A 23295-nucleotide genomic window follows, 5' to 3' on the forward strand; every position below is an offset into this window, starting at 1 on the left:
TGCTTCTGAAGCTCTTGCTTTTCCTCTGACGTTAGATAGTTTCTGACTCCCATGGCTTATTCCAGAATTTTAATGTATTATACGCAGTTTAGATGACTAACAGCTTAGCTCAAGGGACTGAGGCGGAATTGGAGGCGATTGTGGCCTCCCTGCAACAGAGTGATCGGCCCCTAACGCCCTTCCATTGGGAGATTGAGTTTCCAGAGGTGTTTGACCGCAAAAATCCAGGATTTGATGCCATCGTTGGCAATCCGCCGTTTTTAGGTGGGACTATGATTTCAGGTGCATATTCAAAAGAATATCTTGAGTGGATAACTTCTCAATTTCCAGAAACAGGGAACAGGACTGATTTTGTAGCTTACTTTTTTAGAAGGGCTTTCAATCTTACTAGAGATTCTGGGTCATGCGGACTCATTGCTACAAATACCATTGCTCAAGGTGATACTCGAAAATCAGGCTTACGATGGATCTGCGCACATGGCGGAACAATCTATGAAGCGTATAAAAGGTTGAAATGGCCTGGATTAGCAGCAGTTGCTGTGAGCGTTATTCACGTTTATAAGGGTAAGATAGATTCTCCTTATCGCCTTGACGGGAAAAATGTTCAAAAGATAACAGCTTTCTTATTTCATGCTGGAGGCAATGAAGATCCTAAAAAGCTCAGCTTTCACTCTGGCAGAGCTTTTAGCGGAGTGAAACACTACGGAGATGGATTTCTTTTTGAAGATGGCAAAGAAAAGTCAACCTCTATTGAGATAATGCAGGCTCTCATCGATAAAGATCCTAAGAATAAAGAACGCATTTTCCCATTCATCGGAGGTGAAGAGGTAAATGCAAGTCCGACGCAGTCACATCATCGATTTATTATCAATTTTGGAGAAATGTCCGAAGATGAAGCCTGGAATTGGCCCGACTTAATGCATATCATTGAAGCAAAAGTTAAACCTGAAAGACTTTCTAAATCTGCTGATATTGCCAATTGGCCATGGTGGAGATTTTGGAGAGTTCGCCGTGAATTGTACGATTCAATAAAAGACATGGATCGTGTGTTAGTTAATTCAATTGTAAGCGCTCAGTTTTGTTTTGCTTTTTTGCCTAGTGACTGGGTCTATTCACATGCATTGAATGTAATCACCTTTTCTCAAAGCTCTGTCTTTTCAATTTTTCAATCTCAAGTTCATGAGGTTTGGGCTCGTTTTTTCTCTTCCTCTTTAGAAGATCGACTTCGCTATACTCCATCAGATTGTTTAGAAACCTTCCCCTTCCCCGAAAACTGGGAAACCGACTCTGCCCTAGAAGAAATCGGCAAAGCCTACTACGAATACCGCGCCGACCTGATGGTTCGGAAAAACGAAGGCTTAACCGCCACCTATAACCGCTTCCACGACCCCCACGAAGACGATCCAGACATCCTCAAACTGCGGGAACTGCACGACCAAATGGATCGGGCTGTCCTGGATGCCTACGGTTGGACAGATATCTTAGGGAGTGAGCGTAGTCGAACTCCCTGTGGCTTCGCCCTCGACTATTTAGACGCTGAACCAGAAGATTTACCCACCCAAGCTCAAGAGCGAGTAGAGTCCGGCGATTTGTTCTTCCCTACGGCAGAGGAAGCCGCTGCCTTTGATGTGTTAGTCCGAAGCAATCAGGCCAAACGGGGCAAACTCCCCTGGCGCTACAAGTGGCCCGAAGCCATCCATGATGATGTATTAGCGCGGCTCTTGGATCTGAACCAGAAACGCTATGACGAAGAAGTACGCCTAGGGCTTCACGGAAACGCCAAAGCTATTGGCAAAGGAACGACCAAGCAAAAAGGAACTGCCAAGAAGAAAGGCGAAATCATCAAGGAAGACCAACAGGGAGAACTCCTCTTTTCAGGCTGAAAATAGCCTAACGAAATACCTGTCTTGACATCAAATCTGAGAATTATAGGGCTGATAATTTCCCATGACCCCTCCCACTACCTCCACCGAAGTTCGTCAAAATCTCCTCGATGCGCTCCAGATTGATCTAGTTGGCCCTGATCCTGCCTCTCCCTACTTTGGTCGCTACAAAGAGGAGCTATTATCTCAGGCTCCTAGTAAGTGGTACCTTACAGGTTTCCTGGCTCCCTATGGTGCTGCGCTGGAGGTGAGCTTGGCCCTAGAGGATGACCTCGGTGGGGAGATCGAAAATAACTTTGAAAAGAAAGAGGGTATAGAGGATGGGGCTAACCCAGAAATTGCTGCCGCTCGTACCGTACCGTTTCCATCCTCGATTGGCCTAAGTTTTCTGCTGCCCAATACCGTTACCACCCTGACGGCAACCATAACCTGGGGAGACTATTACCCGATTGAAGTCACCCAGGATAATCCAGAGGAAGAAGAGAAGTCATCTAAGAAAACCTATCAGTGGGGCCGGGTTCATCAAGCCGTTGAAATGCCCATTCCGCTGAATGCCCAGGAGACCACCACCACCTTACCCGTTGTCGGTCATGAAGGTGTGGAACTAACCGTGATTAACCGTCCCGTGGAGAACGATGCCTTTCCAGACGGCACCCGTGCCCTGTCTATCTTTTTGGTCAACCATCGCAAAGGCGTCAAGGATCACAAGGACGCCACCTATCTTTTCCAAGCCCAACTGACACTCCATTGTCCCGAGGGATTTATCCCACGCAGTAACCCCAACCAAGGGACAGAGACCGACCCCGATGAACAGATTGCGGCCCTGCAATATCGTAACGACTATGAGTTTGCCGTAGGCCATAACGTCGCCGCAGTAGCCACCCCAGACTCCAGCGATCCTCGTCGTTGCCAAACCATCCGTACCGCCTGGATTCCCACCTATGAAGTGCCTCGCGTGGATGCATCCAAGATCCCAGGCATCGACCTAGGCATGGAAACCCTAGCGGGGATGGCCGATAGCGCGACCCTGCAAGCCGCACTTCGGCCCCTTATCCATGCCTATGAAGTCTGGATTGAACAGCAAAAGACCCAGAGTTCATCTCTGGCAGCCCACCATCAAAAGACGGCCCAGCAGTTGCTCAAGGAGGCAGAGCTGGCCAAGCATCGAATGAACCAGGGGATTGATTTGCTCAGTGACCCCCACGCCTTCAAAGCCTTTACGATGGCCAACCAGGTGATTGCCAAGGCCCGCCGTCAACAGTTGAGCCAGGAGAAAGGATCACCTCCCGAAAGCTTTGATCCTCCCCAATGGCGACCCTTCCAGATCGCCTTTATTCTGCTCAACTTAAGCGGAATCGCCCAGCCAGAGGCGGAGGATCGAGGCATTGTCGATCTCCTCTTCTTCCCGACCGGGGGTGGTAAAACCGAAGCCTATCTAGGTCTGGCTGCTTTTACTCTGGTGTACCGTCGCCTCGTCCATCCCGGCATCCAGGGGGCAGGGGTGAGTATCATCATGCGGTATACCCTACGACTGCTGACCCTAGACCAACTGGAGCGGGCTGCTCGTTTGATCTGTGCCCTAGAGCTAGAGCGCCAGCAAGATCCAACCTTGGGAGAGTGGCCCTTTGAAATTGGACTTTGGGTGGGCTCTGGTGCAACGCCTAACCGCATGGGTGGGCAAGGGCAGAAAAACAATGAAGGAACAGCCTACGAACTATGGCAAAAGTTCAGGGACAATAGTGTAAGCAACCGATCGCCGATTCCCCTCGAACGTTGTCCTTGGTGCGGTACAAAATTTGATCCACGCAACTTTAGCCTCAGTCCAGACCTGAAGAATCCTAAGAGTCTTCGGGTTCAGTGCGATGACTATGATTGCCAGTTTAGCGATCAGCAGCTACCGATCATCGCCGTCGATGAGCCGCTCTATCGCCGCTTGCCCTGTTTCCTGATCGCCACGGTCGATAAATTTGCCGGATTACCCTGGTTTGGTCAAACCGGGAAATTATTTGGCAAGGTTAGCCATTATCAGCCCAATGAGGGCTTCTTCAGTGCGGCGGATGAAAGCCCCTTAGGCCAGAAACTCACGGACGGTTTACCCCCACCAGACCTGATCATTCAGGATGAGCTACACCTGATCTCTGGCCCCTTGGGAACCATGGTCGGCCTGTATGAGACAGCAGTCGATGCGTTGTGTAGCACCTATGGCCCGAAGCCCATTCGGCCCAAAATCATTGCCTCCACCGCCACGGTACGCCGTGCCCAAACGCAGATTCAGGCTTTATTCAATCGCAACCAAGTCCAGGTCTTTCCACCCCCCGGCCCGGATCGCCATAATTCCTTTTTTGCTGAAACGGTACCCGCCACACCGCAGGAACCTGGTCGTCTCTATGTGGGTATAGCGGCCCAGGGGCGTAGCCTTAAAGTTGTCCTGCTGCGGGCCTACCTGGCTCTCCTGAGTTCTGGACAGCATCAGTGGGAGCAAGCTGGTGGCCGCAAAAACGCCAAGAATCCAGCAGACCCCTACATGACCCTGATGGGCTACTTCAACGCCCTACGGGAACTGGGGGGAAGCCGCCGCATTGTGGAAGATGAAGTGGTTTCCCGTCTCAGAAATTACCAAGACCGTAAACGAGTTAATGAAGAGGTCAGCTTCTTTAGTAAACGTAAAATTGCGGATAGCCCAGAGGAACTCACCTCCAGGGTAGATACCAACAAGATTGCTGAAACGAAGCGTAAATTATCTCTATCTTTCACGGATAAGGACAAGGTAGATGTTGCCCTCGCCACCAATATGATTTCCGTGGGCTTGGACATTGTGCGCCTGGGATTGATGGTGATTTTGGGGCAACCTAAAACCGCTGCTGAGTATATCCAAAGCTCTAGCCGGGTGGGTCGGGATAAAGAACGGCCTGGTCTGGTGGTGACGCTGATGAACATTCACCGCCCCCGTGACCGATCCCACTATGAGCGGTTCCAATATTGGCATCAGACCTTCTACCGTGCCGTGGAAGCGACCAGTGTGACGCCCTTTTCTAGTCGTGCCCTGGATCGGGGCTTAGCAGCAGTCACCGTTGCCATCGCCCGGTTGGGCCTCTCCTCCATGACCCCACCCCAGGGAGCCTCTGCTATTACCCAGCAACGGCAGATGATCGATGCCCTAGTCAAGCAAATTTCAGATCGAGCCGGAAGCCACAGTAAAGGCGATACCAGCTTGGATGAGTTAGCCCAGCATGTCAGTAATCGGGTCACTGACCTCCTGGATACCTGGGACTCCATTCAGAACGAAAATCAAGGAAGCCTTCAATACAATAAATCCGAAACTGAAGGAGTAGGGCCGTTGCTCCTCGATCCAATGGAACTAGCGGTTGCCGACCCAAAACCCAGCTTAGAGCGTCAGAAATTCAAGGCACCCCGCAGCCTACGCGATGTGGAACTTAGTGTTCCGCTCTACATTTCCGACCCCTTCAGCCAAGACCGTCAAGACTAATCCTTCTATCCAATTCCCTGAAACAATGGCTAAGAAAAAACAAAACAAGATTCCCCCCGATGGTGAAATTCGCCAAAGTCAACTCTTAACGACCTTTGGCCCTGGTTCCATGGTTGATTTACCAGAACGTTCCGTTGTCATTAGTGGTTTGTCATATTGGCATGGCAACCAGAAGCCGATTACCGAAGAACGGTTACGCTATAAAGTCAATAAGCTCATTGAGCAACAAACCGGAAGCTGGCAAAACCTTGAGTTGCTCACCCCTCCTCAGCCTTACTCCAATAATGACAGTCGTCAGCACCACATTGAAGCCTTTGTATTTCCTCAATGGTTTCTTGGTCAGGCTAATAAATCCAACGGCAAATATAGAACCCGTCCTTTTCGCCACTGGAATGCCCTGAAGAGCGATAAGAAGTTCAATAATCAGCCTATTGAATGGGTACCTATCCGCTTTGTCCAGGCTTGCGTTAATGGACACCTCAGTGATATTAACTGGAAGGGCTTTGTTCATGCAGACTTCAGAACAAATTGCAATAAGCAACTGTGGTTAGACGAAGCGGGATCTGGCAACGACTTTGAAGAGATCTTCGTTCGCTGTGAATGTGGTGCCCGTCGCCCTCTTTCCCAGGTCAAGTTGAAAGAGGCCTATGTTCTAGGAGATTGTCAGGGAAATATGCCTTGGCTCAAAAATGCTACGGAAACGTGTATTGGCCGAGTCTCGGATGAGAAAACAGGCACTCTCAAGGAAACCGGGAAGCCTGAACCCAACCGTCTGTTAGTCCGGTCGGCCAGCAATGCCTACTTTTCCCATACGCTCAGTGTCATTTCCATCCCGGATAAAACCCATGAGCTTTATGAAACACTTGATCGTTTCGAGGCTCAACTTAAAGGCGTAGATCGAACCTTATTAGAACAAATGCTGAATCTTCCCTTCTTAGCTGAGTTAGCTAAGTTTGGTGTAGAAGCCGTTTGGGAAGCACTTCAGAGTCGAGAAGGAGATAATAAGACAGATTCCCCCGACCCCTCGGTTAAAGCCGTTGAACTTGAAGCCCTACTGCAAGCTCCTCTAGAGAATAGCCCTGAAGCCAAGCAAAATCGGGGCAAAGATGACCTAGACTTTGAAGCAGCGAGACGTTCACCAGACTCAATTCAGCCGCAATGGCAACCCTACTTAAGTCAGGTCGTATTAGTCCACCGTCTACGGGAAGTGATTGCCCAGGTTGGCTTTACCCGCTTCGAGTCTTCGTTACCAGATGTAGAAGCTGGGGATTTAGATATCAACCCCAGACGTGCGCCGTTGGCCAAGGAAATAAAATGGGTGCCAGCGATTGAAAATAAAGGAGAAGGTATCTTTCTAGCCTTTGATACAAAGGCTATAGAGAATTGGGTTAATAGCCCCAACGCCGTGAAACGAAATGAGGAACTTCAGCAGGGTTCCCAAAAATGGATTAAAAGTCGGGGGTTTGATCAGAGTAAGAATAGATATCCTGGCTTAGCCTATATCCTGCTCCATACCCTTTCCCATCTTCTGATTACGGAAATCGCTCTAGATTGTGGCTATTCAGCCAGTGCTATCAAAGAACGGATTTATGCGATCAGAGATCACGAAGAATCTCAAATTAAGGGCTACGGCATTCTTCTCTATACCAGCACCACTGGATCAGAGGGCAGTCTGGGCGGTTTAGTGAACTTGGGGCACAATATCGAAAACCATTTACGACGAGCCCTACAGCGGGGAAGGCTTTGCTCTAACGATCCCATCTGTGCTCAACATGATCCCACGAATATAGATGAGGATCGTCTCCTTCATGGTGCCGCCTGTCACGGGTGCGTACTTATCGCAGAAACCTCCTGCGAGAACCGCAACGATTTTCTGGATCGCGCCTTAGTGGTCAACACTGTGGCTGATACAAAGGCGGCATTCTTCCCAGATCACCTCAGCGGGTTGTAGAGATTATGGATACGGCACCCCTACATCGACTGAGCTTGTCTAGTCTTCAGACCCTAGCTCAAGCCTTGCGGAGCCAGCGCCTTACCCTACCGCTGACAACTGCCGATCTAACCGTGCATGTCCCCGATGCTTTATTACCTGACATACTTCAGAGTCTAAATCATCTCACCTCACAAGGGTTTACTCTTGCGCAGGTGGGAACTCTACTGGAATCAATCGCCCAGGAACGGAACCAGCGGTTACAAGATCGCCCTCCACCAGAATTAGTTTGGACTGGGCCAGAAGTCCCTGGAACCGCCAGTCGTGATACACGGGTTGTCGTCCAGGAACTCTTTGAATTAGTTCAGCACAGTGTTTTAGTTTCAACCTATGCCATAGACCAAAAAACTAAAGCTGATGCCATATTCCAAACGCTAGCAAATCGTATGGATGATAATCCTAAACTAACCGTACAGTTCTTTATAAACCTGATGCGGCCTAATCATCCGTACAATCCTCAGCAATTAGTCAGAGACTTTAGCAATCACTTCCGAGACAAGATATGGCCCGGTAAACGATTGCCTGAGGTATTCTATGACCCTCGTTCTCTCTCTGATTCCTATGGATCTCGATCTTGCCTTCACTCAAAATGCGTCATTATCGATGAAGCGATAGCTTTCATTAGCTCTGCCAACTTCACAGAAGCTGCTCATAATCGCAATATTGAGGCGGGGATTTTGATTAAAGATAAATTAGTTGCTCAGGCACTTCAACAGCAGTTTCAGAGCCTTGTCGCCTATGGCCAGTTACTTCCTTTACCCAATTTGAAAGCCAGCTAAATCGGGCAAAGTGAGTAGTATCGATGATTGAAGATAACCTTTATCCACCAACAAGGTCTAAACTATGAATGATGAAGAACTGATTTCTGAATTTATCAAAGTCAATCAAGACGATAATAAGATTCGTCTTCTGGTTCGTCAGATATCCTGGCCACACCCCCATGAACCCCGCTCCCACTGGACAGTAGCCTCAGTGCTCCCACAAGCCTCTCCACCGCAGGACGTGGATGCACAGATTCAAGCAATCCTGGAAAACAGTCAATACTTTAAAGTATGCCAGGAGTGTGCGAGGCGAAAACCTCGTGGGTGGATGCATAATGGCAACATTTGTCAGAGTTGTGCTGAGAGAAATTATGGAGTTGTCTACTAAACTCAGATGGCAAGATTTAGTGTAGGGTTATCTACCCTCGTAACTGTTCTAGGAAGGAATTCAAATGGAAGATAAAGCATTGTACAAAAGCCTAATGGACAAGTACGTTGATTTAGCTCAAGAGGGAGACATGAGTCTCCTAGAAGTATTCGACACTGCTAAAAAGCTCTATAAGGCAGGAAATTTAGATCTTGAGTCAAAGGAAGGAATAGATTCTCAATGTTATGTAAACCTAATGGGGATTTACAAAAAGCTTTCCTTTGAAGGAAATGTACCCCTGGCCATGAACGTGCTTGATGCAGCTTCCTACTTGATGCGAGAGGGGGATGTTTCAAGCGATGCGGCTTATGCAGGTGCAGTGATTTAACGAATTGATTATCATCACTCAACAAGTGAAACAATTTTCCTAAGATGAAACATTCCCCCAAGAATCTTGAGCCTAACCTGGAATGGTTTGAGTTTGAAACTGCTACAGTGAGCCTTGAGCAGGCTGAATTATGTATCCGGCAGACTCCCCGAACTGCCCAGCAGTTTGTTGAATCTCTCAGCGAGAAAATAGGATTAGCTATGGTGAAAGTTCCATCTGGAAGCTTTGTCATGGGGTCTTCACGAGGCGAACTGGATCGCCAGATGAATGAAGGGCCACAGCATAGGGTTATCCTTTCTGAGCCATTCTTCATGGCTAAATATCCCATTACAAAAACTCAATGGAATGTAGTATCTGCGCTTCCAGAGGTTCAGCGTAAACTGCCTCGATTTAGGGCAAGTAATCGACCTGTAGAAAAGGCTTCCTGGTTGGATGCTGTCGAGTTCTGTGCCCGTCTGAGTCAGCATACCGGTCGGTCTTATCGTCTCCCCACCGAAGCCGAATGGGAGTATGCCTGTCGGGCTGGTACCACAACACCTTTCTATTTTGGTCAAACCATAACGCCTGAGATAGCAAACTGTAAGAATACTCGTCCCTATGGAACTGATCTCAAAGGGGAGTCTCGCAAAAAGACAACAGATGTAGGGCAATTTCCAGCCAATGCCTTCGGCCTTTACGACATGCACGGCAATGTATGGGAATGGTGTCAAGACCACTGGCATGAAAGCTATGAGGGAGCTCCTACAGACGGTAGTGCTTGGTTGTCTACTGATGAGGATGCATTTCGTATCCTGCGAGGTGGCTCCTACGACTATAACCCTGATAGCTGTCGGTCGGCGATTCGTGGGAGAATAGCACCTGATTTCAGCTATGACACTGGCTTACGTGTGGTGTTTAGCGCTGTGAATCCCGAATCCTCTGACTCCTCTGCTACTGAACCTCTTGATGAAATGGATATCTTGATCTGTTGCGCCCTACGCTTTGATGGCCACAAGTATAGGGAAGCGCATGATTTGTATCCCCGCGATATCACTGAGCGGTATCTTCAGACAGGCCAGTGGCAGGCGACAAAGTTAGAGTTACTAACAGAATTTTTCCTTTTACAGCGGGCTCTTTGTAAGTGGGATCTCGCTTATGAACCCTACAATAGTGCCTACTGGCGTGCCTTTCGGGAACTATTTTTCCTGCTTTGCACTTCTGATATTCCAGACGAATATAAGACGGTATATTTTCCTGGCCTCTACGATAGATGGCAGAGAGTCTATCAGCCGCGCTTAGCTGAATGTGTGGCTGAGGTCAGGAGAGTACATGAATCCATCGACTATCTTAGCTTTGATGAATAGCCCAACCGAGTCTCCATCTGGATAAAGAGCTATCAATGATGGCAATTCAATTATTCTATTTTAAGGAATGACGCACATGAATAAGCATGAATGGTCAAACTCACTAAAGTCTTTCGTTGAAGCTAGACGTTGCCAGAATCCCATTCTTGATCGTCATAATTTATCAACAGAGGAAGAATGGCAATATCAAATTATTGGTGGGGAGTTTATCAGTTGGCATCGGAATCATTTAGGCGATATCCTCAATCAACGCATGGCTTTAAGGGTGATGGATTTTGATCCAGAGCCTTTAATTGTATTTACATCAAATATGCCAGGATTAGTTGCGGCCAAGGAAATCATTAGGCAACCATCAGATAATCTAGTTTACCTAATGCACGAAGAGTTTGAGGAATGGAGTCAGAATAATATCGTTGATGAATTCGTTTTTCATATTCATCATTGGAGTTATTTTCGGCAAATTGATGAGGATCTATTGAGACAAGCTCAAGAGAATTATCCTGATGTTCTAGAGGAAAGCTATCGCATTCATGTAACCGGTGATTTATGGGGTGATCGCTGTGGTGTACAAGGAGAACATCTTTGGTCTTGGAATAACGAGGAAATGCAATTACTAGAGGAAGCGTTTTCTCATATCAGATTCTAAAGCTTAGTACCGCACCTGCCCTGGCCGGGACTTGATCATCCCACCGACTACCCATCAGGTGCAATGTGGGCCGCAAGCCTAAAAAATCCTGCGTCGGACGCGGAAACCGCGCCCCTACAGGATTTTGATAATGTGGGGCTCAGGTCTCCTTACCCTTGGGTGGATCTGGGGTCTCGTAAGTTTTTTCAGTCAACCAGATCCCGATGTCTCGGTCTCCTGATAGCTAAATTCTGTTGTCTCTGAGAGTAGATTGAATGCAGCGTCCTTTTGAGAATTGCTACTGGGTTGAAGAAGGCAAATTCCTAGCCGGAGAATACCCACGGAACAAAGATCATGCCTCCTCCGAAGCCAAGGTTCAGGCCATCCTAGCGGCGGGAGTCACCGCCTTTGTGGACTTAACCGAGGATGGCGAACTCTTACCCTACGAAGCCTTTATCCACCCTGCGGCCTACTATCGGTTTCCCATTGTCGATGTTTCCATCCCGGAGTCTCCCGCCGAGATGGTGCGTATCCTCGATACCTTGGATCAACTTATGGCTGCCGAAGCGGTGATCTACCTCCACTGTTGGGGTGGTGTAGGCCGCACGGGTACGGTGGTGGGCTGTTGGCTGGCTCGCCAGATGGGTGGCTCCCTCGCCTGGGAACGCTTGCAGCAATCATGGCAGCAATGTGCCAAGTCCGCTTTCAAACAATCCCCAGAAACCTTGGCCCAACAACGCTATGTCAAGACCTGGCCCGTGGGTCAGTGAGGATCAAGATCTCACCCCCAGCCTATTTCCTGGGAGGAGAGGAGAGCCGGAAGTGCTGCAAATCTGTTCTACCTCTCCTGTCTAGTCAGTATTTTTCAGCCGACACTCCATTCAACTTACTCATGGCCAAGTACCCGTCTACCGATTTAACAATGAAATCCCCTAATAGTTTTTTTTAATAGCGGTTCTCGGTGGCATGAGGTACGTACAGAGACCTGTAACCCTTATCCAGCAAGGATCCTCCTGTCCTTCATTCGATCAGGAACCGCTATAATGCCTAGGGCACCTCGAAAAATCCAAATCTTCGTGGGAGTAGCTACGAGATTTCAGGGGTTTCAGGCTTTTCATGTTCGCTATACGGTAATTAATTGAGGTGCTCCCTACATATATTTCTTGTAGGTCTTATATTTTTCTAAAAACGCCTCCATGTCCTTTGCTTCTTTAGCATCTTCAATGAATCTTCGCCTGTCTTCTGGTTCAATAGGCTGAATCAGTTCAGCTAATAACCTTGAAATCTTTGGCTTCCCAATATCCATATTTACCTTTCTAATGCTTTGTATTCTTCAACAGTAGCTACGATAGTTTCCCTATTCAGTATAAACCAACTGACATTCCGCAGGTTGACGATGATTTTTTAGGGTGTACTGCCCAAGTCAATCACCGAAAGCCTCTCAGCTAGAGTATTCTGGCATCAGCTTTGTATTCCAATCACTACACCACACCCGCCGCTCTGGCGGTTTTTTTGTGGGTGGCCTCCCTTGGGCTATGCTGTCACTGCCCACCTGGGGCCATGGCCATGCCTGACGACCTGAATCCCATCAGCCTTGGAGATCGCATCGACCCACCCCAGGAAGCGGACGGGGCGCGGTTTGCCTGGGTCGAAGACTACTGTAATCGAAGCCAAACGCACAAATTTAAGAGAGGTAACATGCTTAAGAGAGACAACATGCTTTCAGAATCGGGTGACTATGTGACTGTCGTAGGAAAAGTCTTAAAGATCACATCAGAAAAATATGAAGTTTCTGTTCAGATAAAAGACAGAACTTTCCACGTATCTGCGTCTTTGTCTGGTCGCCTCAAGGTGAACAAGATACGTGTCGTTCAAGGCGATAGCGTTATGGTTCAAATCAGCAGGAGTGCTTTCGCTGATGGTATCCAATTTGCTGATGTTATCCATGGTCGGATCACAGAAAGGCTTGATCAGCGGTAAATCTACAGCGGTGGAGAACCATCAGCCATTTTTGCTAGAAGCCCTTAGTTTCAGGCGCTCCAGGCTACAGCAAACACACTCCCCGCTCTCCCCCAGAACGGCTAGTAGGTGGAGCGGCCCCCACAGAAACGGCCCGCTGAATCCACATCGTACGGACATTCACAGCTTCCTGTGACAGCGGCGCGGCTGGGGGTAAGGTCTTTGGTATCCACCAGTGCGACAGATCTTGAGTCTCTGGGCAACCTTGACTGAGAATCAAACTCACCGTGAATTTCCAAACGTATCAGCCAACACCGATTGATAGCCCTCATAGGCTTCGTCCCCAAAGCAAACAAACCTGACCTGTTCGATCACAGATGACTGGTCTAGAAAGACGTTTACAGTCGCAATCGCAATCCGAGTAGCCCGCTCTAGTGGGAAGCCGTAGACACCAGTGCTAATCGCTGGAAATGCTAGGGTACGAATCTTGTACTCAACCGCTAAGGTCAGGCTACTTTGGTAGCAACTAGCCAGCCTTTCATCCTCATGGTGCTGGCCGCCCCGCCATACTGGCCCTACGGTGTGAATCACCCACTGGGCCGGGAGATTATAGCCTTGGGTAATTTTGGCCTGCCCAGTTGAGCATCCGCCCAGGCGACGACATTCTGCCAGCAGCTCTGGCCCCGCCGCCTGGTGAATGGCTCCATCCACACCACTGCCGCCTAGTAAAGACTCATTGGCCGCATTGACGATTGCATCGACATCCTGACGAGTAATATCGCCCTGAACCACCAAAATGTGTTCCAACGAATCTGAGGCACGCATGGGTTTAAACCTTCCAACTAACGCGATGTGCAACTAATTCTGAAGAAAGGGTTTTGTCTTCAAATGCTAGAGCTATCAAAGGGTATAGCGGTTTCATGAAGACAAAACCATGTTCAACATCGACGAGTTTATCATCGTGGTCTATTTGTGTGTTGACGCCCATCTCGAATCGTTACTGACCCGCTATCCCCCTCGCCGTCGGGGGTTTGCCCCCGGTCTCAGGGATAGCGAAGTCCTGACGCTGGAAATGGTGGGAGAATTTCTGGGGCATCCCGATGACAGCGCCATTGGGCGGTATTTTCGTCGTCATTGGCGGGACTGGTTTCCCGGTCTCGGTCATCGCAGCACCTTATATCCGGCAAGCCGCGAACCTCTGGCAGTACAAACAATGGCTGCATCAGCGACTGATTCAAGCCCTAGGAGCTGACCAGTAAGACCTCTATCTAATCGACGGGTTCCCCAGGCCCGTCTGTGGCTTTAAGCGGGCACCCCAGGCTCGAGGGTTTTAGGGAAGTGCCAGTTTTGGCCGCTCGGCCACTAAACTCGCTACCTTCTATGGGGGTTTCGAGGGCATCTGCTCATCACCGCTCAAGGGGCTGTTCTTGGTCTCGCCGTGACCCCAGCCAACCGTGACGAGCGCGATGTTCTGGACTCGTCGTGGGCCTCGAAGGGGTGCTGCTCGGCGATAAAGGGTATAGTCGCCAAAGCCTAACGACTCAGTTGGGCCACCAAGGCCTTCAGTTGTTAACGCCTCAGCGGAAAACGATGCGCACCTACGACGCTAACTTTAATCGCCTGTTGAGTCATCACCGCCAGGGCGTTGAAACCGTCATTGGCCATCTGTGCCATTGGTTTGACATTGAGCGGGTCTCCAGTCGTGACCTGTGGCATCTGACCAGTCGCTTAGCCCGGAAAATTTTGGCCCATACCGTGATGATTTGCTTGAACCACCAGCAGGGACGCCCTTGGCTCCAGTTCAGCAATATTATTACTCAGTGATCTCCCTGCTGGATTAGTTGTACATCGCGTAACTCAGCTAGGATTGCTATAGTTGGTGCTCACGACGGGCAAGCATTGAGAAAATACTTATGTGGTTTGAGGATCTGACGGGTTTTCGGGAAGAGTCTCCAGAACAAGTGCGCCGTCATATTTCAGTGGATGGCACACGATTAAAATCCCATGTGAACGACAAAAAATATATCTGTGGCCGTTTAGAAATTGCATCCTTGGCTGAATTGAGAGGCCGAGTAATTGCTGAGATTCAGCCAACTGGTAAGATCTCCGTTCGTGAGAAGCTTGGCAATGTGCAGGCCATGCATCAAGAGGTATCCAATGCTGGTGCATTATTCCAGGTGGCGTCACAGTTTAACTTGCTCGAAATGGTATCGCCCAACGTTACCCCAGAACAAGGAATTGCAGGCTATGAGTATGATGCAACCCAGGGGCCAGCCTGCGCAATTGCGGCTGGGGCTGGCACGATTTATCGTAATTACTTCGCCGATCTTGACGGTCAATTGGGCCAAACGGTGGATCGTCAAATTGACTGTCTTTCGGATCTGGGTCAAACGCTTGGCAACAGGGATAATCGTCTTTGGGAAATGCGCAACGGCTATGCCTTAGCTTCTAGGGAGGGATTGACGGAGATTAGCCGGATTATCGATGCCTGTAATGACGCAGAACGGGATGACCTGAAAAAACTACTACGCATTGGCCTTCAGTGGAATACAGAAGTGACCCTTGGCCCATCCCACCATACCGTGACCCAGGCTTACTGTTCAGCGCTGCCGGTGGCCTATAGTCAGCAGCCTTCAGCACTTTGGGAAAGTTTTGCTCGACTGATTTTGGAAGCTTCCTATGAAGCGACCCTGTGTGCGGGACTGCTGAATGCTAGGGAAACGGGGAATTCTAGGGTCTACCTAACGCTGCTGGGAGGAGGTGTCTTTGGTAATTCTATGTCGTGGATTACAGATGCTATCCGTTACGCTCTAGACGCTTATAAGATCTTTAATTTAGAAGTTGATATCGTTAGTTTTCGACGGTCAAACGATGCAATTAAAGAGCTAATATCCCAGTTTTAGGGCCGCATCAATTGTTATGAAAGGATGCCCTTTAACAGTTTTGATGAGTTGGGCGTGAATCTAATGCGGCGATCCTTTCATCATGGGTATTGGGCAGAAGAGGGAAAATATCTAGCTCGAAAGCCTTGAAAATACGTTGTCTTTGAGCTGAAGCCCATAGTTCCTAGGTCGGAGCCGGGAGGCTTGGCTGAAGGGGTTGTCGGGTTAACGTTCCCCACGAGAAATCAAGGGTTCCCAAAGATGTGTCAGGCAGTCAGGGTGCTAAAATTGACTGCGTAAGGCAGGTCTTACAAGACACTCTTGGCATTGGCTATGCTAACTAAACTAACAGGATCTAAATTAAATGGCTTTAGTCTTCAAAAAAACACTAAGACTGGCAATTTCAATGTTGTCGGGTTTCGTGCTACTGCAACCCATCTCTGCATTAGCTCAATCAATGACAGTGAACTGCCAGAGAACCCCAGCGAGTAGCCGCCAGAGATGTCAACTGGATATCTATGATTCCGTCCTTCAAGGCATAAATGGCTATCAAGTCAGAGTAAGATTTCCCGATAATTACTCAGCAGAAGCCTTCTGTGTAGACCAGGAGAGCAATGATTGTCTAGTGCGCTCTCAAGGCTCTAATTGGGAAGAGGGAAGAATTAGATGGGTGCAGACCTACCCAGAGTTTAGGGCTGCTTCCTTTATAGAGAACAACAACGGTCTTGTGATTGGAATTTATGATGCGCCCTTTGTTTCATATTGAGGAGATTTAATCCATAGCAATCCTGTTTGACGTTTGAAAAGATAATCCCTTGTCAGGCAAGACTTTTCGAGGTGCCCAATAGAATGTGGCTGCTTTGATCTGCAGTGGATGTGCCCATGGAAGTCTCTGAACGCCTAGGGCGCTAGTGCGAAGGATCGCGGCGGTTACCCAGTGATCTATATAGGGGGCCAAGTCTACCCCTTCATCGGCCCTGGGTCGTCGAGTCATGGGTCTAACCGCCTTTAGTTGACAACTCTTACGGGTCTAGTCATTACCGCTATCGGCGTTGCTGCCATCCAGCATGCAGCGATCGCATCCTACTATAAACGCTACTCCAAGCGTTCTGGCCAACATTCTGGCGATCCCGGTGGGCGCGGCACGGCCTCAAACCCGGACTATTTGAAGTAATGTATCGCAACTATCCGTAAATTCACTCATCGTAGACCGAGTCCAAGCCAGGATTTGCTTAAACTAACGCAAACAAATACTTAGACTCTTCGACCGCAGGCGGCAGCGACGGGAAGAAACGCCTAGGGGAACGCCCCCATCGCGGACAAAGCACTACATTTAACCGCTAATGTGGATGCTTATAATCGAAACCCTGACTCAAGTAACGCCCCCATCGCGGACAAAGCACTACATTTAACCCTACGAATTATATCTAAGCTGAATAATCCCGTAATAAACAATTCGGAGGTTGCGAAAGTGCGATCGCGCAAACCCTTACGCCAGCTTTTTGGCCGACATTAACACCCCCAGGCTTGCCCAAGTCGTTTACAAAACTTTATTTAAGCAGATGTATTTTTGTCTCCAGTTTAAGAGAACAGTGGCTTCCCTAACGCAGAAAATATCGCTCAAAATTGTTACTAAAGTTTAGGAAGTTCGATTATTTTGTCGATCAACCAAAAAACATCCAGATTCCCAGATCTTAGGTATTCACGCTATATCACCCCCTGGGCTAAAGCAGTAAAATAAGAATGTTGACCAAAGACATCCATTAAGGATTAACCCCATGAGCCTTGAGCCAACTGAGTTTATGTCTAAGATGGTGTCGCGTATTGACTTTAGCGCCGATGATAAAACAGTTCTTCAAACCGCCGCCGACTGGAGTTTAGAAATTGCGGCTGAAATGGCTGACTATTTCTATGAATATCTCGGTCGAGATGCTGAAATGAGCGCTATTCTCAACGAGTCTGAGGGTAGAGTTCATCGGCTGCGCGAAACCTTTGCGTCCTGGTTCCATGAAATGTTTACCGGCATGGATGGCTGGGGCAGTGACTATGCAGAACGTCGTTGGCGCATCGGGCTCATTCATGTGCGCATTGGCATTGGGCCACAGCACGTCGTGCCTGCCATGGCTGTGGTGGTGCATGAGGCCGGTAAGCGCGCCCAAACTGATGGCAAAGATCAGTCGCTGCGCGATGCCCTCAGCAAAATCTGCATGGTTGATCTGGCCTTTATCGAACAGGCCTACATTGAGGTATCGGCAGCGGCGGTACTCAAAGAAACCGGCTGGTCTGAGGGGCTGTTTAGACGGCTGATTAAGACTGGCGCTGCGGCCATGTAGCCCGGTCAACGCTTCGTTTTTTACTGTGTTTAACTGATTTTTTGCCTAGAAAAAGAGAGGATTACCATGGCGATTAGCACCGAGAAACTCACCAACATTCTTCAGAGCTTTGTTACCTCTACCACCGACATTCAAGGGGCCGCAGTGGTCACCCCCGACGGCCTACCCCTAGCCGCCACCCTACCCGGTGGCATGGATGAAGAACGGGTGTCGGCCATGTCGGCTGCCATGCTTTCCCTAGGAGAACGAATTGGTAGTGAACTCGCTCGGGGTGGTATCGATCGCATCTACGTAGAAGGCGACAAAGGCTATGGCATTCTGACCAGCTGTGGCGAAGATGCCGTCTTTCTGGTGCTAGCCGACAAGGCGGCCAAGCAGGGCCTGCTGCTGCTTGAAATCAAGCGCACCCTCGTCGATCTCAAAGCTGTGCTGATGTAATGCCTGCCCCCCCGGCAGAGTGGGCCACCCCCGGCTAGCCGACGACCTACTCTGCTTATTACCAATTCCCAGGAGAAAAACTATGAGCTCCCTAGAATTTAGAGTCTGCCCCCATGACACCGCCAAAGAACCTGATCGCTGGTTTCGCTTTGCCCAGTACCTCAGCCAGCGCCTAGAGACCCCTGTACATTTTGCGGTCGCGTTAGATTTTGACGAATTTCACCAGGGCATGGCCCAGAACGACCTGATCTACGTCAACCCCAGTGACACCGTTGCCCTAACGGCCAACCATGGCTTTTGCCCGATTGCCAGGGTGATCGGCCAGTCTGACGAAGTGGTGTTCATCGCCAACCCGTCGATAGACAGCCCCAGCCTCACCTTGATCGATGGCGGCGCGATCGCCACAGTAAGCTCCATGCTGGCCAGCAAACTAGCCCTACAACTTCTGCATCGCCAGGCGATTATCCCAGCTGAGGTGGTCGATCGCCCCACATGGCTGAGTGTGATGGGTGCCGTGGCCAAGGGCACCCCCGCCTACGGCATTGTCTACAAAGACACCTACGACCAAATGGCCCAGTCAACCAAGTCGATGGTCAACGCCTTCGCCACCTCCAACGAAAAGCTGGCCTTCCACACCTTTGCCATCGGCCCCGGTGCCATGGCCCACAAAGATACCCTAGCCACCCTGCTGACCACCATGGCCACCGACCCCAAGGGACAAGAGATCCTGCAAACGTTGCACATCGACGGTTGGCAAGGGGTCACCCCCGCCGATCTAGCCCCCATTCAGGCCCTCGTCGCCTAGCCCGTCGCGGTTTAACGCTGTTCTTCATTGCCTCCGCCCACCCATGGAAATCATGCGTTTAGTGGTCACTGGCCCTGTGGGGGCCGGTAAATCGACCTTTATTCGATCCGTCAGCGAAATTGAGGTGGTTGATACCGACCGCCGCGCCACCGACGAGGCCCTCCTGATCAAAAAGCGTACTACCGTCGCCTTTGACTTTGGTCGCCTCCAGTTTGGCCCCGACATGGCCCTACACCTCTACGGCACCCCCGGCCAGTCGCGTTTCGACTTCATGTGGGACATTTTGATTCAAAAGGCCCACGCCTACATTTTGCTGGTTGCGGCCCATCGGCCCCACGAGTTTCGTGAGGCCCGCCGCATCATGATGTTCATGAAGCAGCGATCGCCCGTGCCGATGATCATTGGCCTGACCCACACCGACTGCCCTGGGGCCTGGGATGCCAGCAACATTGCCCTGGCCCTGGGCTACCCCCACCCTACCTGCCGTCCCCCCGTGGTCAGCGTCAACGCCAACGAGTCGGCGTCGGTGGCCCAAGCCGTCATTGCCCTAGTGCAATACTCCTGGGACAACAGCTTAGTCACTTCCGCCTAACGGCCCTTTCGAGGGGGCGTTAGACCCCCCGCCCGCCCGATTTACCCCCTCGCCTACAGAAAGGGATAACCCCCATGACTGTCACCGGATATTTAGCCGATTTTTCTCTGCCTGAACTGTTCCAAATGCTGGAACAGGGCAGCAAAACAGGTTTGCTTACCATTTGCACCCTGCGAGACCACACCAGCGCCGATCGCCACAACCACCATATCTGGTTTAGCCAGGGGCAGATTGTCGCCGCTGGCAATAGCCTCGACCAACAGGGGCTGATGCGGCTGATTGCTCAGCGAGGTTGGATGGGCGATCTCGCCGTCTCTCGATTGGCCCAAACCTGTCAGAGTCACATTCCCCTCGGGTTATGCCTAAAAAACCAGAAGGTACTCACCGCCGAACAGCTCAAGCTGCTGTTTTATACCCAGGTGATGCGTCAGGTGTGCGCCCTGTTTGCCCTGCCCGATGGCTGGTTCCAGTTTGATCCCAAATCTCCGCTGCCAGTGGCAGAAATGACCGGGCTGATCGCCACCGCCACCGACGTGACCCTGGCCGGGCTGCGGGCACTCAAAGACTGGCAGGCCCTAGACGAAAAACTACCCGACCCTTCGTCGGCCCTGGTCAGCGTGGTCGAAGGCAAGCCCAACCTGCGCCTCAACCCAAACGAATGGCAGGTGTGGGAATATACCAAAGGCACCATGGCCCTGAAGGAAGTTGCCCAGCATCTGAACCTGCCCATCGCCAAGACCCAGCAAATTGCCTTTCGCCTAATTGTTACCGGTCTGGCCGAAGAAATGCCCATGATGGCGGCCCCACCCCCATCAGCCCTGGACTTAGACGATGTCCATGCTCACGATCGCGATCACCACGGCACCTCCGACTCCAACACCTCCTCTAAATCAGGGGCAGGAGCCGCCCCCATCAGCCAATCCTTTTTGCAAAATCTCGTTGGCTTTCTCAAAGGCAAGGTGTAGCCATGCCCCCCAACGCCCTGCGATTGCTGCAAGGCTGTCTCAGCCTGCTGAAGCTGGCCGATCTAGTCACCAGCCCCCCCGGTCTTGCCGCCACCCTATGGATTTGGCTTTCCCTGAATCTGCCCTACGACCAGGCCCAGGCCCTGTGGCTCATCGCCCTGGTACCGCTGGTGGAATGGGGGGAGGGGGAGAGTTTTGAGAGGGAGAACGTTTTCCAGAAATCTCCATAGGACTGTCCTGTACACAGGGGTTACTTTTTATGGCAGCGTCCCCACTGGCTGATTTGCTTTATTACTATTGAGTAGTAAAGCGATGAAAGTATAGTATGTCTCTTCTAGATTTTTTCCAGGACTACAGGCGTCTTTTAAATGCTGGCGAGGTTCAGAACCCTGGTCTAGCTATCATCTTTTTGCAGAGAGAGTATCGTCTAACGGGCACCTCGATTAATTACCTTATTACGAACTCGAAGAGCCTAAAACCCATGGAACTTTGTAGCCAGCCTCAAGAAGATCTGTATTTTTCGAGGTACTCTAACGTCTCCAAATATATTGGATAATTTTAATGAAATTTGGCTTAATGGCGAACCAGCGAGTGTGCCCCACTTAATGCTCTTGAATGTGGCCAAAAATTTTGACCCATCTCTACCCCAGCATGTCAAGGCCATTAAGTTCCTAGACAAGAACATCAGCCCTGAAACACGGTGGACATTTGAGCAGATTTGGCATGGTGATCTTAAATGGGAATGTCCCGATGATACCGACATTAGGACTGGTCTTCCCACTGACCTCTAAAAGCATGAGCCTTGATTGCCCATTGCTCGAAGTCCTTGCGTAACCATTCTCCAGGAGCAGCGCTGCCCGGAGGCCACGCCCGATGTCCAGGTGTCTTAGAAGGCCGTCCTACAGCACTGTCCAGTGCCTACTTACATTCCACCCTTCTTGCATGATTACCTAGTCAGCAACCGCCCCAGCAAGAGCAGGCAGGCTACCCCCAATAGCGGGGTAGAGATGGCCACAACACGGGCCGATAGCCAGGGTGGTAGGTAGATGTCCTGAACGGCTTGACCTGTGGGGGTGAGGGCTTCAGCCCAGGTTCTCAGGGGGCAACGAAAGCCGTGGGCAGCATAGATCACGACCTCAATGCTGATGAGTCCGAAGGTGATCGCCGTCCAGACCGTGAGTTGGTTGGTCAGGCCACCGTACAGCAGGAATAGGATAGACCCGAACATCACCACGAAGACGAGGGTATGGAACAGGCGCACCCAGACTAATAACATGGCCTCACCTTCCCAGGCTGGTTGAACCTATGCTACCCCTTGTAGGCGGGTTGGTCGTTGGCCAAGTATCGCGCTATCGAAGCTATCCCGGTGTCTCGTAGGATTCGACCCTGGCTTCCGCTGCTGGGACGATGTACTGTCCTGGAGGCTTGCGGGATTGTCTTGTCATCCTAACCACGATGACCGCCGCTGTGAACTTCAGAACAATACGGCTAGCTTGTACTAGCACACTTTACCCCCGCTAGCCCTAAGCCAAATGGCCTAGGGTTTTTTCATGGGCTGTCCTGGGGATGACCGTAGATTGCGTCATGGTGGTTACGTTGTACTACCTAGCCAACACAGCATTCAGAGTAAAGTGGTGAGCAGGCTTTCAACCATTCGCAAAGGCAGCCATGACCACTCCTCTCCAGGTTTTAGTGACGGGTGCAACGGGGCGCACGGGCGCTATCGTTGTTCAAAAGCTCCAGCAGCGGCCAGGGGAGTTTATCGTCCAAGGGTATGCCCGTTCTGAAGCCAAGGTGAGGGAGTTATTTGGCACCACAGACGGGTTCTACCTGGGCGATGTCTGCAATCCCGATGGTCTCAAGGCCGCTCTAGAGGGTTGTGATGCCTTGGTCATTCTCACCAGCGCCATTCCCCAGATGAAAGCCCCGCCCCTGCCAGGACAGCGGCCTGAGTTTATCTATCCAGAGGGCGGCACCCCAGAGCAGGTGGACTATCAGGGCCAGGTCAACCAAATTGACGCGGCTAGGGCAGCAGGGGTCAAGCATATTGTTCTGGTTGGATCGATGGGCGGCACCCATGAGCAACACCCGCTCAACCGTATGGCCAATGGCAACATTTTGATCTGGAAGCGCAGGGCCGAAGCTGACCTAATCAAGTCAGGGATAGACTACACCATCATTCGGGCTGGGGGGTTGCAGGATCAGCCAGGGGGGCAGCGCGAGCTATTGGTGGGCAAAGATGATGAATGGCTGACCCATCCACCTGATGGCATCCCGACCGCGATTCCCCGGTCGGATGTGGCCGAGGTGGTAGTGCAGGCGTTGCGAGCGCCCAGTGCCCGTAATAAAGCCTTTGACCTCATTTCCAAGCCAGCGGACACCCCTGGAGCCGTTGTCACCGAGGATTTTCACGCCTTGTTTGAGCAGACAACCCCAGGGCTGTAGGACACCCGTCATGCCTTGGGAGACCCCAGTGG

General features: G+C 50.5%; 20 protein-coding genes and 1 pseudogene. 18 read left to right on the forward strand and 3 right to left on the reverse strand.

Features of this window, described 5'->3' with window-relative positions:
* The first annotated feature begins 92 nt into the window (after nucleotides 1–92).
* From H6G62_RS20040 to H6G62_RS20075, 8 genes are all read left to right on the forward strand, one after another.
* Entirely contained in the window at nucleotides 93–1883 is a 1791-nt protein-coding gene (locus H6G62_RS20040; RefSeq protein WP_199325140.1) for a type IIL restriction-modification enzyme MmeI, read from the forward strand.
* Between the two features lie 64 nt (nucleotides 1884–1947).
* Entirely contained in the window at nucleotides 1948–5370 is a 3423-nt protein-coding gene (drmA, locus tag H6G62_RS20045) for a DISARM system helicase DrmA (protein ID WP_190498440.1), read from the forward strand.
* Nucleotides 5371–5395: 25 nt separating this feature from the next.
* Nucleotides 5396–7321, forward strand: a complete 1926-nt coding sequence (locus H6G62_RS20050; RefSeq protein ID WP_190498442.1) for a DUF1998 domain-containing protein — start codon at nucleotides 5396–5398, stop codon at nucleotides 7319–7321.
* A gap of 5 nt (nucleotides 7322–7326) precedes the next feature.
* Nucleotides 7327–8139, forward strand: a complete 813-nt coding sequence (gene drmC / locus H6G62_RS20055) for a DISARM system phospholipase D-like protein DrmC (protein ID WP_190498444.1) — start codon at nucleotides 7327–7329, stop codon at nucleotides 8137–8139.
* Between the two features lie 434 nt (nucleotides 8140–8573).
* A complete protein-coding gene (locus H6G62_RS20060; RefSeq protein WP_190498446.1) occupies nucleotides 8574–8876 on the forward strand; it encodes a hypothetical protein in 303 nt (100 codons plus the stop codon).
* Nucleotides 8877–8920: 44 nt separating this feature from the next.
* A complete protein-coding gene (locus H6G62_RS20065) occupies nucleotides 8921–10219 on the forward strand; it encodes a formylglycine-generating enzyme family protein (RefSeq protein WP_190498447.1) in 1299 nt (432 codons plus the stop codon).
* Between the two features lie 76 nt (nucleotides 10220–10295).
* On the forward strand, nucleotides 10296–10865 hold the full coding sequence (locus H6G62_RS20070; protein ID WP_190498449.1) for a hypothetical protein: 570 nt from the start codon (nucleotides 10296–10298) through the stop codon (nucleotides 10863–10865).
* Between the two features lie 254 nt (nucleotides 10866–11119).
* Nucleotides 11120–11614 (forward strand): protein-tyrosine phosphatase family protein, encoded by a 495-nt coding sequence (locus H6G62_RS20075; protein WP_190498451.1) that lies wholly within the window; start codon nucleotides 11120–11122, stop codon nucleotides 11612–11614.
* 380 nt (nucleotides 11615–11994) lie between these two features.
* Here the strand turns inward: H6G62_RS20075 and H6G62_RS20080 are convergent, their stop codons facing one another.
* The gene (locus tag H6G62_RS20080; protein ID WP_190498453.1) at nucleotides 11995–12150 is read right to left on the reverse strand and encodes a hypothetical protein; all 156 of its coding nucleotides are present in this window, start codon (nucleotides 12148–12150) and stop codon (nucleotides 11995–11997) included.
* Between the two features lie 260 nt (nucleotides 12151–12410).
* Here H6G62_RS20080 and H6G62_RS20085 point away from each other — a divergent pair, with 260 nt between their 5' ends.
* Nucleotides 12411–12824, forward strand: a complete 414-nt coding sequence (locus tag H6G62_RS20085; RefSeq protein WP_190498455.1) for a hypothetical protein — start codon at nucleotides 12411–12413, stop codon at nucleotides 12822–12824.
* A gap of 261 nt (nucleotides 12825–13085) precedes the next feature.
* Here the strand turns inward: H6G62_RS20085 and H6G62_RS20090 are convergent, their stop codons facing one another.
* Nucleotides 13086–13628, reverse strand: coding sequence for an O-acetyl-ADP-ribose deacetylase (locus H6G62_RS20090; RefSeq protein ID WP_190498456.1), 543 nt, complete (start codon nucleotides 13626–13628; stop codon nucleotides 13086–13088).
* Nucleotides 13629–13737: 109 nt separating this feature from the next.
* Here H6G62_RS20090 and H6G62_RS20095 point away from each other — a divergent pair.
* The 8 genes and pseudogenes from H6G62_RS20095 (at nucleotide 13738) to H6G62_RS20130 (ending at nucleotide 21048) form a co-directional block, all read left to right on the forward strand.
* Nucleotides 13738–14627: pseudogene (locus tag H6G62_RS20095) on the forward strand (IS982 family transposase).
* An 89-nt stretch (nucleotides 14628–14716) separates the two neighbouring features.
* On the forward strand, nucleotides 14717–15706 hold the full coding sequence (locus H6G62_RS20100) for a hypothetical protein (protein ID WP_190498458.1): 990 nt from the start codon (nucleotides 14717–14719) through the stop codon (nucleotides 15704–15706).
* A 1757-nt stretch (nucleotides 15707–17463) separates the two neighbouring features.
* Entirely contained in the window at nucleotides 17464–18018 is a 555-nt protein-coding gene (locus H6G62_RS20105; RefSeq protein WP_190498460.1) for a protoglobin domain-containing protein, read from the forward strand.
* A 66-nt stretch (nucleotides 18019–18084) separates the two neighbouring features.
* Nucleotides 18085–18456, forward strand: coding sequence for a roadblock/LC7 domain-containing protein (locus tag H6G62_RS20110; protein WP_190498462.1), 372 nt, complete (start codon nucleotides 18085–18087; stop codon nucleotides 18454–18456).
* Nucleotides 18457–18538: 82 nt separating this feature from the next.
* A complete protein-coding gene (locus tag H6G62_RS20115) occupies nucleotides 18539–19261 on the forward strand; it encodes a PhnD/SsuA/transferrin family substrate-binding protein (RefSeq protein WP_190498463.1) in 723 nt (240 codons plus the stop codon).
* Nucleotides 19262–19313: 52 nt separating this feature from the next.
* Nucleotides 19314–19853 (forward strand): ATP/GTP-binding protein, encoded by a 540-nt coding sequence (locus H6G62_RS20120; protein ID WP_347239391.1) that lies wholly within the window; start codon nucleotides 19314–19316, stop codon nucleotides 19851–19853.
* Nucleotides 19854–19927: 74 nt separating this feature from the next.
* Nucleotides 19928–20818, forward strand: a complete 891-nt coding sequence (locus tag H6G62_RS20125) for a DUF4388 domain-containing protein (protein WP_190498468.1) — start codon at nucleotides 19928–19930, stop codon at nucleotides 20816–20818.
* 2 nt (nucleotides 20819–20820) lie between these two features.
* On the forward strand, nucleotides 20821–21048 hold the full coding sequence (locus H6G62_RS20130; protein ID WP_190498470.1) for a hypothetical protein: 228 nt from the start codon (nucleotides 20821–20823) through the stop codon (nucleotides 21046–21048).
* Between the two features lie 716 nt (nucleotides 21049–21764).
* Here H6G62_RS20130 and H6G62_RS20135 read toward each other — a convergent pair.
* Nucleotides 21765–22094: a hypothetical protein gene (locus tag H6G62_RS20135; RefSeq protein ID WP_190498472.1), complete on the reverse strand. Its 330-nt coding sequence runs from the start codon at nucleotides 22092–22094 to the stop codon at nucleotides 21765–21767.
* A gap of 392 nt (nucleotides 22095–22486) precedes the next feature.
* Between H6G62_RS20135 and H6G62_RS20140 the strand changes: the two genes are divergently transcribed.
* Nucleotides 22487–23263 (forward strand): SDR family oxidoreductase, encoded by a 777-nt coding sequence (locus H6G62_RS20140; protein WP_190498473.1) that lies wholly within the window; start codon nucleotides 22487–22489, stop codon nucleotides 23261–23263.
* The last annotated feature ends 32 nt before the right edge of the window (nucleotides 23264–23295 follow it).

Source organism: Phormidium sp. FACHB-1136, from assembly GCF_014697375.1.
GTDB lineage: Bacteria > Cyanobacteriota > Cyanobacteriia > Phormidesmidales > Phormidesmidaceae > Nodosilinea.